The 10,804-nt window shown below is 73.6% G+C and carries 12 protein-coding genes; 4 read left to right on the forward strand and 8 right to left on the reverse strand.

Going from position 1 to position 10,804, the window contains the following annotated elements; translation table 11 throughout:
• Window positions 1-13: 13 nt before the first annotated feature.
• From CEB94_RS36425 to CEB94_RS36435, 3 genes are read right to left on the reverse strand one after another with little or no spacing between them, the layout of a single operon-like run.
• The gene (locus CEB94_RS36425) at window positions 14-469 is read right to left on the reverse strand and encodes an archease (RefSeq protein WP_175436207.1); all 456 of its coding nucleotides are present in this window, start codon (window positions 467-469) and stop codon (window positions 14-16) included.
• A 56-nt stretch (window positions 470-525) separates the two neighbouring features.
• Window positions 526-1,128 carry a DJ-1/PfpI family protein gene (locus CEB94_RS36430; RefSeq protein WP_175436208.1) on the reverse strand — a complete coding sequence of 201 codons (603 nt, stop codon included), beginning with the start codon at window positions 1,126-1,128 and terminating at the stop codon, window positions 526-528.
• A 5-nt stretch (window positions 1,129-1,133) separates the two neighbouring features.
• Window positions 1,134-2,114, reverse strand: a complete 981-nt coding sequence (locus CEB94_RS36435) for a GlxA family transcriptional regulator (protein ID WP_175436209.1) — start codon at window positions 2,112-2,114, stop codon at window positions 1,134-1,136.
• Window positions 2,115-2,232: 118 nt separating this feature from the next.
• Between CEB94_RS36435 and CEB94_RS36440 the strand changes: the two genes are divergently transcribed.
• The 3 genes from CEB94_RS36440 to CEB94_RS36450 all read left to right on the forward strand — a co-directional run bounded on the left by CEB94_RS36440 (window position 2,233) and on the right by CEB94_RS36450 (window position 4,695).
• A complete protein-coding gene (locus tag CEB94_RS36440; RefSeq protein ID WP_175436210.1) occupies window positions 2,233-2,892 on the forward strand; it encodes a dienelactone hydrolase family protein in 660 nt (219 codons plus the stop codon).
• 93 nt (window positions 2,893-2,985) lie between these two features.
• Complete coding sequence (locus tag CEB94_RS36445; RefSeq protein ID WP_175436211.1) at window positions 2,986-3,630, forward strand: phosphoribosyltransferase; 645 nt, start codon at window positions 2,986-2,988, stop codon at window positions 3,628-3,630.
• Between the two features lie 84 nt (window positions 3,631-3,714).
• Window positions 3,715-4,695 carry a TerC family protein gene (locus CEB94_RS36450; RefSeq protein ID WP_175436212.1) on the forward strand — a complete coding sequence of 327 codons (981 nt, stop codon included), beginning with the start codon at window positions 3,715-3,717 and terminating at the stop codon, window positions 4,693-4,695.
• Between the two features lie 16 nt (window positions 4,696-4,711).
• Here CEB94_RS36450 and CEB94_RS36455 read toward each other — a convergent pair whose 3' ends face one another.
• The 4 genes from CEB94_RS36455 to CEB94_RS36470 all read right to left on the reverse strand — a co-directional run bounded on the left by CEB94_RS36455 (window position 4,712) and on the right by CEB94_RS36470 (window position 8,927).
• The gene (locus tag CEB94_RS36455) at window positions 4,712-5,902 is read right to left on the reverse strand and encodes a CaiB/BaiF CoA transferase family protein (protein WP_175436213.1); all 1,191 of its coding nucleotides are present in this window, start codon (window positions 5,900-5,902) and stop codon (window positions 4,712-4,714) included.
• 241 nt (window positions 5,903-6,143) lie between these two features.
• Window positions 6,144-7,334 carry a helix-turn-helix domain-containing protein gene (locus CEB94_RS36460; RefSeq protein ID WP_175436214.1) on the reverse strand — a complete coding sequence of 397 codons (1,191 nt, stop codon included), beginning with the start codon at window positions 7,332-7,334 and terminating at the stop codon, window positions 6,144-6,146.
• Window positions 7,335-7,415: 81 nt separating this feature from the next.
• On the reverse strand, window positions 7,416-8,390 hold the full coding sequence (locus CEB94_RS36465; protein WP_175436215.1) for an alpha/beta hydrolase: 975 nt from the start codon (window positions 8,388-8,390) through the stop codon (window positions 7,416-7,418).
• A gap of 297 nt (window positions 8,391-8,687) precedes the next feature.
• Complete coding sequence (locus tag CEB94_RS36470; protein WP_175436216.1) at window positions 8,688-8,927, reverse strand: hypothetical protein; 240 nt, start codon at window positions 8,925-8,927, stop codon at window positions 8,688-8,690.
• Window positions 8,928-9,042: 115 nt separating this feature from the next.
• Between CEB94_RS36470 and CEB94_RS36475 the strand changes: the two genes are divergently transcribed.
• Window positions 9,043-9,948: a LysR family transcriptional regulator gene (locus CEB94_RS36475; protein WP_175436217.1), complete on the forward strand. Its 906-nt coding sequence runs from the start codon at window positions 9,043-9,045 to the stop codon at window positions 9,946-9,948.
• A 123-nt stretch (window positions 9,949-10,071) separates the two neighbouring features.
• On the opposite strand, the gene CEB94_RS36480 is transcribed toward CEB94_RS36475, so the two are convergent.
• On the reverse strand, window positions 10,072-10,650 hold the full coding sequence (locus CEB94_RS36480; protein ID WP_175436218.1) for a TetR/AcrR family transcriptional regulator: 579 nt from the start codon (window positions 10,648-10,650) through the stop codon (window positions 10,072-10,074).
• Between the last annotated feature and the right edge of the window lie 154 nt (window positions 10,651-10,804).

Raw genomic sequence — 10,804 nt, forward strand, 5'->3', positions numbered from 1 at the left:
GCCAGGGCCGGGGTCAGGCGTCGACCGTCACCGCACACGACCACCCGTACGGATCCGGCCCGATCCGCAGCCGGTTCCACGCCACCGCCGTCGGAACCGCTCCCGTGATCTCCACGTCCGCGACACCGGTGACCGCCAGCCGTACGTCCAGGCCGCCGTCGAGCTCGTCCGCCTCCACGTCCACGGGCACCTGCCCGTACGCCTCCAGCCGGAAGATGATCTCGTCCAGCAGCGCGGCGAGCAGGTCGTCGTCGCTGGCCTCGGGCAGCCGCACCCGGTCCACGGCCGTGGGCCGCACCCCGGAGACGTCCGCGAAACACTCCACCATCGCCAGGACGGCCTCCGCCAGACAGTGCTCCCGGCACGCCGCCCACGCCTCGATCCGGATATCGCCAGGATGCGGCACCGCCCGGTGCCCGAACTCGCCCGGCTGCCGCCCTTGCCCGCCGTCGCCCGTGTCGCCGCCCATGAACATCGCCTTCCCGAGGCTCGCCCTACCATGCGGCCTGGGCGCCGACGCGTTGATCAGACGGGCTCGTCCGCGAGATACGGCGGAGCCGGGTCGTACTGGATGCAGCGCCGTACGGCCCGCGCGTGCTCACGGCCGTGCAGCCGCCCGACCAGCCACAATGCGCTGTCGATACCGGCCGAGACGCCCTGGCTGGTGACCAGGTTGCCGTCGACCACATAGCGGGCGTCCCGGACCACCGTCACATCTCCCCGCGCCTCCAAGGTGTCCTCATGGCTCCAGTGCGTGGCCACCCGGCGGCCCCGGGCGGGCCCGGCGGCATGCAGCAGAAACGTGCCGGTGCACACGCCGTGCACCCACGCGGCCCGCTCCGCCGTCTTCCCGATCCAGTCGGTGACCACCGGGTTGTGCAGCTGAGTCTCACGTGCGCCCCGTCCGCCCGGCACATGCAGCACGTCCAGCGGCGGATGGTCGTCGAGGCAGTGGTCGGGCAGGACGCGCAGGCCCTTGTTGCAGCGCACCGGCCCGGGGTGCTCGGAGACGAGCACGGCCGTGTCGGCGCTGTCGCGGAGCCGGGCCGAGACGGTGAACACCTCCCAGGGCCCCACGAAGTCGAGCTCCTCGGCGTCCTCGAAGACCAGCAGGCCGTACGTCGTCATGCGCTTCATCCTTCCTCTGCGGAATCTGTCAGGGGTCCTGCGGTGGAGCGGAACCGGGCGCGGTAGTCCGACGGCGCGACACCGAGCCGGCGGTGGAACGTGCGGCGCAGGGTCTCGGCGGTGGCGAAGCCGCAGCGGCGGGCGATGGCCTCGACGGGTTCGTCCCCGTCCGTGAGCGCCCGCCGGGCCGCCTCGACGCGCACCCGTTCGACGTACGCGGCCGGCGGCGCGCCCAGTTCGGCGGTGAAGCGGCGTTGCAGATGACGCGTGCTCAGCCCGGCGTGCGCGGCGAGGCCGGCGATGTCGTGCCGGGCGCCCGGATCGGCGTGGATCGCGGCGACGGCGGCCCGCACCGGGTCCGTCGCCGGCTGCCGCGACCACAGCGCCACGCTGAACTGTGACTGGCCGCCCGGACGGCGGAGGAACAGCACCAGCCTTCGGGCCACCTCGTGCGCGATGTCCCGGCCCAGATCGTCCTCCACCAGGGCGAGCGCCAGATCCATCCCGGCCGTCACTCCGGCCGACGTCCACACCCGCCCGTCCCGGACGAAGATCGGGTCGCAGTCCACCCGCACCTCGGGATGCTCCCGGGCCAGCTGCTCCTCCCGGGCCCAGTGCGTGGTGACCCGCCGCCCGTCCAGCAGCCCCGCGGCGGCCAGCAGGAACACCCCGCTGCACACCGAGGCCACCCGCCGGGCACCGGCCGCCGCGGCGGCGACCCAGGCGACCAGTGCCTCGTCCTCCCGGGCCCGGTCCACGCCCCGGCCCCCGACCACCACGAGGGTGTCCGTCCCGGCCGGGTCGAGGTCCGCGACGCCGTGCCCGGCGTGCACGAGCAGCCCGCTCACCGACCGCACCGGCCCCGCCCGGGCCGCCACGACCTCGCAGGCGTACTCGCCCGCGCTGTGGAACACCTCGTGCGGTCCGGTGAGATCGAGCGGCTGGAAGCCGTCGAAGACGACGAAGACGATACGGCGATCGGTCACGCCCCTCACGCTCCAACGACCCGCGCCATGGCGTCAACGACACACATCCCACAGATCGCGCCATGGGACGTCCACCGCCGCGTGGGTACCACGGGAACCGGGGGAGAGGAGGCCGACGATGATCTCCCGGACCGTCACCCTGCCCGCCGGCCGCGCAGGCCTCGTCGGCGACCTGAGCGTGCCGCCCGACGCCCGCGCGCTCGTGCTGTTCGCGCACGGCAGCGGCAGCTCCCGGCACAGTCCCCGCAACCGCGAGGTCGCCGCCGGACTGCGCACCGCCGGGCTCGGCACCCTGCTGATCGACCTGCTCACCGAGGAGGAGGAACGGCAGGACGCTCTCACCGCCGAACTCCGCTTCGACATCCCCCTGTTGGGCCGCCGGCTGGTGGCCGCCCTCGACTGGCTGGCGCGGGAGCCGGACACCTCGGGCCTGCCCGTCCTCCTGTTCGGCGCCAGCACCGGCGCGGGCGCGGCCCTCGTCGCCGCCGCGCGACGCCCCGACCGGGTACGTGCGGTCGTCTCGCGCGGCGGACGGCCCGACTTGGCGGGCGACGCCCTGGACGCCGTACGGGCCCCGGTGCTGCTGATCGTGGGCGGCCGGGACGCGCACGTGCTGCGGCTCAACGAGGAGGCGGCCCGGCGCCTGCCCGTGCCGACCGCCCTCCATGTGGTGCCCGGCGCCACCCACCTGTTCGAGGAACCGGGCGCACTCGACCAGGTCACCGAGGCCGCCCGGCAGTGGTGCGACGAGCAGGTACAGACCGCCCCGGGCCGCTGACCGGCCGGCGTGCATCGTCCGGCGGGCCCCGGGGTACGCGGAAGCCGGGCCGGCCGAGGGCCCCTCCCCGTGCGGGAAGCAGAGGTGACCGTCATGCGGTTCCGTGATCGCCGGCAGGCCGGTGAGGAACTGGCCGAAACACTGCGCATCCGGCAGCGCGAGGGCGCCCTGCCCGATCCCCTCGTCCTCGCCCTGCCCCGCGGCGGTGTCGCCGTGGCACGCGAGGTCGCCGACGCGCTGGACGCCCCGCTCGACGTGCTCGTCGTACGGAAGATCGGGGCTCCCCACCAGGAGGAGCTCGGGGTGGGCGCGATGGCCGGGGACGAGGTGCCGCTCCTCGACGAGGACGCCCTGCGCCACCTCGGTATCGGCGAGGCCGCCCTCGCCCCCGTCATCGAGCGGGAGCGCGCCGAACTACGCCGCCGGGAGCGGCTGTACCGGCAGGGCCGACCCGCCCCGGACCCGCGCGGACGGACCGTGATCGTCGTCGACGACGGCCTGGCGACCGGCTCCACGGCCCGCGCCGCGCTGCGCTTCGTACGCCGTCAGGCGCCCGAGAAGGTGCTGCTGGCCGCGCCCGTGTGCTCCCCGGAGGGGGCCGAGCTGATGAGCGCCGAGGCCGACGAGGTGATCTGCCTGCACCGGCCGGCCGCGTTCATGGCCGTGGGCCTGTGGTACGAGAACTTCGACCAGCTGACGGACCAGGACGTCCTGGAGGCGCTGCACGTGCAGCTGTGATCCATTGTTCACCTGGCAGGACTGGCGGAAACAAGCCACACGGACGACGATGTCCCTTCCCCACACCTGCACCAGGAGTATCAAGTGAACGTCTCGTTGTCCGTGTGGCTGCTGACGGTGGCAGCCCTGTGCGTGCTCGTCGCCGTCGACTTCTTCGTCGGCCGCAAGCCGCACGAGGTGTCCATCCGAGAAGCCGGGACGTGGACGGTGGTGTGGGTCGTCCTGGCCGTGCTGTTCGGCGTGGGGCTGTGGTACTTCGGTGGGAGCGGGCCCACCGGCGAGTTCTTCGCCGGGTACATCACCGAGAAGTCGCTCAGCGTCGACAACCTCTTCGTCTTCGTCCTGATCATGGGGAAGTTCGCGGTGCCCGCGCAGTACCAGCAGCGGGTGCTGATGGTCGGCGTCCTGGTGGCCCTGGTGCTGCGGGCCGTCTTCATCGCGGCCGGCGCGGCGATCATCTCCACCTTCTCCTGGGTGTTCTACCTCTTCGGCGCGTTCCTGATCTGGACCGCCTGGAAGCTGGTGCAGGACGCCCGCAAGCAGGACCACGAGGAGGAGTACCAGGAGAACAAGCTGCTGAAGATGGCGGAGGAGCGCTTCGGCGTGGCCGACCGCTATCACGGCACGAAGCTGTTCATCACCGAGAACGGCAAGCGGATCATGACCCCGATGCTGGTGGTGATGCTCGCGATCGGCTCCACCGACGTGCTGTTCGCCCTCGACTCCATCCCGGCCATCTACGGCCTGACGCAGGACCCGTACATCGTGTTCACCGCGAACGCCTTCGCCCTCATGGGCCTGCGCCAGTTGTACTTCCTCATCGGCGGCCTGCTGAAGAAGCTGGTCCACCTCTCCTACGGTCTGTCGATCATCCTGGGCTTCATCGGTGTGAAGCTGGTGCTGCACGCGCTGCACGAGTCGGGCGTCCACGTCCCCGAGATCGGTATCCCGTTCTCGCTGGGCTTCATCGTGCTGGTCCTGGCCGTGACGACGTTCACCAGCCTGCGCGCGTCGAGGAAGCAGGAGGCCGAGGCGGCGGACCGGCCGGCCACGGAGTCCCGCTAACCCGGGGGGCACGCCGTCAGACGACGCCGTCCGCGCGGAGGGCCGCCACCTCCTCAGTGGTGCGGCCCAGTTCGGTGAGGATCGTCTCGGTGTGCTCGCCCACCGCCGGGACCGGGTCCATGCGCGCGGGCACGCCGGCGAGGTCGGCGGGCGGAAGCAGAGCCTCCACGGTGGCCCCCGGCACCTCGACCTCGCTCCAGCGGCCTCGGGCGGCCAGCACGGGGTGGTCCAGGAAGGCGGCGACGTCATTGACCCCCGCGCAGGCGATGCCGATGCGCTCCAGGTCCTTGAGGATCTCGTCGGAGCCGGAGCGGGCGACACGCTCGGCGACGACGGCGTTGAGCTCCTCGCGGTGGCTGACGCGGTCGGAGCCGGTGGCGAAGCGCGGATCGTCGGCCAGCTCCGGTCGGCCGAGGAACTCGGCGCACAGGGCCGTCCATTCCCGCTCGTTCTGGATGGAGAACAACACCTCCTTGCCGTCGCCGGCGGTGTACGTCCCGTACGGCGCGATGGTGGCGTGCTGGGTGCCGAGACGCGGGGGCTGGGTGCCGCCGTGCCGGGTGTAGTAGGCGGGCTGGCCCATCCACTCCGCGAGCGCCTCGAACAGAGACACCTCCACGGGATGCGCCTCGCCGGTGGTGGCACGCGTGTACAGGGCGGTGAGGATGCCGCTGTAGGCGTACATCCCGGCGGCGATGTCGGCCACCGAGATCCCGGCCCGGGCGGTCCCCTCGGGGGTTCCGGTCAGCGACACCAGCCCGGTCTGGCACTGCACGAGCAGGTCGTAGGCCTTGCGGTCGGCCCAGGGTCCGGTCGTGCCGTAGCCGGATATCGTGCACGGGATCAGGCCCGGGCGGCGGCCGGTGACGGTCGCGGCGTCCAGACCGAGGCGGGCGGCGGCGCCCGGGGCGAGGTTCTGCACGAAGACGTCGGCGCCGTCGAGGAGGTCGTGCAGGATCTCGTGGCCGCGGGGGTCCTTCAGGTCGAGGGTGAGGGACTCCTTGGAGCGGTTGAGCCAGACGAAGTAGCTGGAGTGGCCGTGCACGGTCGTGTCGTACCGGCGGGCGAAATCGCCACCGCCCGGGCGTTCCACCTTGATCACCCGGGCACCCAGGTCGGCGAGCTGCCGGGTGGCATAGGGCGCGGCCACGGCCTGCTCCAGACTGACCACCGTGACCCCGGCCAGGGGATACCGCTGCACGCTCATGCCTCAAGCTCCTGAATCGCGTACGGGGGGCGCTCGGACAGTCTGCCGCAGGGAAAGGACGGCCGGGCGGGCCACCGGCGCGATCCGGATCACGCCGCAGGGCGGTTCGGCGGGTGGCGGTGCCGGTGGGGTACGGCTTTCATCGACGCGACGCGGGCCATGGTCGGGGGCGTGGCGGACGCGGCGGGGCGTGCGGTGTTCATGGTCGGGGGTGCGGCGGACGCGGTCGGGCGTGCGGCGTTCATGGCCGGGCCAGTCGGCGCATCGCGAGGGCCAGTTGCAGCCGGAGCCGGCCCTGCGGGGTGCGTATCGGCCAGCCGAGGAGGTGCTCGGCGTGGGTGAGGCGGTCCTGGAGCGTGGAGTGGTGGAGGTTGATCCCGGCGGCGGCCGCCCGCAGGCTCGCCGTGGACGCGACCGCGTGCAGGGTGGCCGGCAACCACGGGGCGGTCGCTGCGGCGGTCTCCAGGGCACGGACGTCGGGCGGCGGCTCGGAGCCCGGCGCGACGAGATCGGCGAGGAGGGCGATACCGCCCAGCTCGTCGGCGTACACGACCCGGGGCCCGGGGTCCTGCGCGGTGCCCTCGGCGGTGAACCGCAGGGCGGTACGGGCCTCGGCCCAGGACCGGGGCAACTCCAGCACCGGGACGGCGGGTCCGATGCCGAGCCGTGCGGCGGGGAGACCGGTGCCGGAGCGGGTCCCGGCCTGTTCGGCTGCCGGGTCCGCGCCCTCGGTCCGGGCGGGGGCGCCGCCCGGACCGGCGTCCACGGTGCCGCGCAGAACGCTGAACGGGAGAGCGGCATCCGCACGCGCCGGGCCCCCGGGTGGGACCACCCCGGAGATCACCCGCGGCCGCCCGTTCAGCGGCGCGACGGCCCGGGCCGGGGAGGCGGGATCCAGCCCGAGGCGCCGGGCAGCGTGCACACGGGCCTGTTCCGGGGCGGTGGCGTCGAGCAGCGTCTCGACCAGCGCCGGATCGTCGGCCGGGGCCCGGCCGCGGGTCCGGTCGAGCACGACCCGCAGCGCGCCGGCGGCCCGCTCGAGAAGCACGGCGTCGACCACGCTGGGCGCGGCTGCGAGGGGCTCGGTCCCCACCCGCGTGGGCTCCGCGCGGGTGGAGACCGCGCCCGGCCCTGCCCCGGCCCGCTCCAGCCACAGCGCCCCGGCACCCTCGGGGTCCAGCGGTGCCGACGGCCAGGCGGGGTCCGGCGGGGGCCCGGCGTCTCGCCGGATGCCGTCGGCCTCCACCCGGACGTGCACGCGCCGATCCGGATCCACCAGCCGGGCCGGGCAGCCGGCCAGGACCGCGGCACCGCGCACGAGTGCCTCCACCCCGGCCCTGGACTCGGCCAGGCGGTCGAAGTAGGCGATGACCCGGACCGCCGCACCGGCATCCGGATCGAGGGCGGTCAGCCGCCCGGCCAGCTCTTTCATAGGCCCATGGTGCGGTATGCGGCCCCGTTCGCGGGCGGTCGGCGTTCGACGGCTTCACCGGGGCTCGCCGCCCCCGGCCCCTCACACCCCCAACAACCTCCGCAGCCAGGCCACATGCGCCCCACGAGCCGCCTGCGACACCGCCGCCTGCGGGGCGAACCCGTCGAAACCGTGGAAGCCGCCCGGCCACACATGCAGTTCGGCCACCCCGCCGGCCTGCCAGATGCGCGACGCGTAGGCGACGACCTCGTCGCGGAAGGTCTCCGCCGAGCCGACGTCGAGGAAGGCCGGAGGCAGCCCCGTCAGGTCCTCGGCCCGGGCCGGTGCCGCGTACGCCGGTACGTCGGGGCCGCCGCGGCGCGAGCCCAGCAGCGCGTTCCAGCCGGTCTCGTTGGCGGTGCGGTCCCACACCCCGAGACCCGCCATCTGGTAGGTCGAGGGCGTGTCGTTGCGGTCGTCGAGCATCGGGCACATCAGCACCTGCCCGATCGGCTGCGGCCCCTTGCGGTCCCGGGTGAGCAGGGCCAGGGCCGCGCACAGCCCGCCGCCGGCGCTCGCACCCGCGATGACGATCCGCTCGGGGTCGGCCCCGAGTTCGGCGGCGTGGTCAGCCGTCCACAGCAGCCCGGCGTACACGTCCTCGACCGGCGCGGGATGCGGATGCTCGGGCGCCAGCCGGTACTCCACCGACACCACGACCGCGTCCAGCGCCTGTGCCCACGCCAGCGGGACGTCCACCCCGACCCGGTTGTTCCCGATGATCATGCCGCCGCCGTGCACGTGGTAGATCACGGGACGCGGCCCGGCGGACTCCGGCGCGGCCGGGCGGCAGATCAGCAGGGAGATGTCCGGCTCGCCCTCCGGCCCCGGTACCTGCCGTTCCTCCACCTCGAACGCCCCGCCCATGGTCAGGTCCAGCCCGGCCAGCATCTGTATGCCCGGGCCCTGGCGCACCTCGGCGATCTCGTCCGGCGTGAGCCCCGGGCTGATCATGTCCTTGATCAGCTCCAGGGCGGCGGCGAGTTCGGGGTCGAACGGGGGCGGAACGTGCGTCATGGCGTCTCCTCACGCGAGGTCGCGGCGGCTCGTGCGGCCATGGTCCGTCCAGTACCCCGGCCGGGGACGCCGCCGGGCGGCGGAAGCTGCCCGCCGTACGGCGGGTGGCGTCGCGGTGACGCGTGAGACCACCGCGGTGCACACGACGACCAGCGCGCGCCCCGAGGGCCCTTCGGCGCTGCCGTACGCGCCTGTGCCCCCGGCGCGAGCCGACGGCGCCACCAAGATACGCGCAGGTCGCGAACGTGGTGGTGAGCCGGTTGTGCACGCCGGTTGCGCACGCGGGGGCGCGGGCGGTCAGCGGCGGCAGCGGATCGCCGTGTCCGCCTGGGCCGGAGCCGGCCCGGGAGCCGGCCCGCTGCGCGAGACGACGCGCGTGCCGCGACCGTCGGCGACCCGGACCTGCAGCGAGCCGCAGCCGCAGCGGGTCCACTCCGTGTGGCCCGTCGCGGTGGTGTGCCGGGACAGCACCCGGAACGGCTCGCCCCCGTCCGGCCAGCCGCAGTGCGGGCAGGTGGTGGCATCGGCGCTGGGCATGACTGACTCCTCGTACGTCGTGGCTGGTCGGTCGTCGCGACACAGCCAGGGTGCGTGCGGGGATCCGTACACGTCCAGGTTGACTTTGTGGACGTCACTGTGAAGCCTGGCCTTCATGATTGACCTGCGCCGGCTCCACGTCCTGAGGGCGGTCGCCCACTACGGCACGGTCACCGCGGCCGCCCGAGCCCTGCACTTCACGCCCTCCGCCGCCTCGCAGCAGGTCCGGCAGCTCGCCCGGGATCTGGGCGTCGACCTGCTGGAGCCGCAGGGACGCGGGGTACGGCTCACCCCGGCCGCCGAGAGCCTGCTCGCGCACGCCGACGCCATCCAGACGCGCTGGGACCTGGCCGAACTCGATCTGCGGGCCGACCGCGGGGCGCCTTCCGGGGTGCTGCGGGTGACCGGTTTCACGGTGGCCGTCTCGGTGTTGCTGGCGCCGATGGCGGCCCGGCTGGGGGAGCGGCATCCGAGGCTGTCCGTCCGGATCACCGAGGCGGGTGTCCTGGAGAGTTTCGACCTGCTCTTCGAGGGTGACATCGACCTGGCCGTCATCGAAGCGACCCCGCACAACCCGCCGCTGAGCGACTCGCGGTTCGACCAGCGGCCGCTGCTCGACGACCCGTTCGACCTCGTCGTACCGGAAGGGCACCGGCTGGCGGGGCTGGCCCGGGTCGAGCTCGCCGAGGCGGCGCGGGAGGCGTGGATCGCGCCGGTGGAGGACAGTCCCTGCCGCCCCCGCGTCCTGTCCGCCTGCGGCGCGGCCGGGTTCACCCCCGAGGTCGTCCATCACGCCCTCGACTGGAACGTCACCGCTCACTTGGTCGCCCACGGGCTCGGCGTCGCCCTCATCCCGCGCCTGGCACACCTGACCCCGCACCTGCCGATCGTCCGGGTCCGCTGCACCGGCAGCCCCCACCGCAAGCTCCTGACCTGCACCCGGGCCGGCGTCCACGTCCGACCGGCGGTGGCGGCGGCACTCGAGGAACTACGGAACCTGGCACCGACGGCGGTCGCCTGAAGCACCCGGGTGGCCGAAGGCCTCACTCATCCCGAAGGACGTGGACGGTCCGAGCACTTGCCCCGTAGGTCCGCGCTGCGCAGCCCCACCCGCGCGCCCCGGCCACATCGAAGGCGCCGCGCGTCACCGTCCGGGTGCCCCCACGCGCAGTGCGTCCATGACGAGATCCAGCAGGCGGGTGGCGCGCGGTTGCCAGTCGGTGCGGGGGTCCAGCGTCCAGATACCGCCGATGGCGAGGAAAAGGTCGCTCGCGGTGATCCCCGGGCGGATGGTGCCGGCCTCCTCGGCGGCCCGGAGCAGGAGTTCCGCCGCCTCGGTCACCGGGGCGTGCCCCGGCTTCGCCGGCTTTCCCGGTGCGCTGGTGGCCTGGCGGATGGCGTCGGCCAGGCCCGCCTTGGCCATGGCGAACCGTGCCAGCCGGTCCATCCACTCGCGCAGGGCCCTGTCCGGCTCCCGGCTCTCGAGCAGCGGCGCCGCGGTGTCGGCGACCTGCTGCATCTCGTGCCGGTATATCTCCAGGACCAGTGCCTCACGGGTGGGAAAGTGGCGGTAGAAGGTGCCCTGCCCGACGCCCGCCTTCTTGGCGATCATGCTCAGCGGGGCGTCCGCCGAACGCGTCAGTTCGTCCAGCGCCACTTCCAGGATGCGCTCGCGGTTGCGCTGCGCGTCCGACCGCAACGGAGCGTCCTTCCTCTCCCGCATTCGCCCTCCTCGCGGAGCCGTGGCCGAAACCAGACCCTTGTCTAAGCGGACAGGTGTCCGTTACGTTTTCCCGAGTAACGGACACCTGTCCGCTTGGTCCATCGTATCGGCGCGCCGCCCCAAGGGACACCCCGCCCACGACCTCGCGATGTGA

The sequence above is a fragment of the Streptomyces hawaiiensis genome, assembly GCF_004803895.1.
Classification (GTDB): Bacteria; Actinomycetota; Actinomycetes; order Streptomycetales; family Streptomycetaceae; genus Streptomyces; species Streptomyces hawaiiensis.

What these genes read in the sequence shown, in the direction of transcription:
- CEB94_RS36425 (WP_175436207.1), bottom strand. Translation starts at nt 469, where the DNA reads ATGGGCGGCGACACGGGCGACGGCGGGCAAGGGCGGCAGCCGGGCGAG.
- CEB94_RS36430 (WP_175436208.1), bottom strand. Translation starts at nt 1,128, where the DNA reads ATGACGACGTACGGCCTGCTGGTCTTCGAGGACGCCGAGGAGCTCGAC.
- CEB94_RS36440 (WP_175436210.1), top strand. Translation starts at nt 2,233, where the DNA reads ATGATCTCCCGGACCGTCACCCTGCCCGCCGGCCGCGCAGGCCTCGTC.
- CEB94_RS36445 (WP_175436211.1), top strand. Translation starts at nt 2,986, where the DNA reads ATGCGGTTCCGTGATCGCCGGCAGGCCGGTGAGGAACTGGCCGAAACA.
- CEB94_RS36455 (WP_175436213.1), bottom strand. Translation starts at nt 5,902, where the DNA reads ATGAGCGTGCAGCGGTATCCCCTGGCCGGGGTCACGGTGGTCAGTCTG.
- CEB94_RS36460 (WP_175436214.1), bottom strand. Translation starts at nt 7,334, where the DNA reads ATGAAAGAGCTGGCCGGGCGGCTGACCGCCCTCGATCCGGATGCCGGT.
- CEB94_RS36465 (WP_175436215.1), bottom strand. Translation starts at nt 8,390, where the DNA reads ATGACGCACGTTCCGCCCCCGTTCGACCCCGAACTCGCCGCCGCCCTG.
- CEB94_RS36470 (WP_175436216.1), bottom strand. Translation starts at nt 8,927, where the DNA reads ATGCCCAGCGCCGATGCCACCACCTGCCCGCACTGCGGCTGGCCGGAC.
- CEB94_RS36475 (WP_175436217.1), top strand. Translation starts at nt 9,043, where the DNA reads ATGATTGACCTGCGCCGGCTCCACGTCCTGAGGGCGGTCGCCCACTAC.
- CEB94_RS36480 (WP_175436218.1), bottom strand. Translation starts at nt 10,650, where the DNA reads ATGCGGGAGAGGAAGGACGCTCCGTTGCGGTCGGACGCGCAGCGCAAC.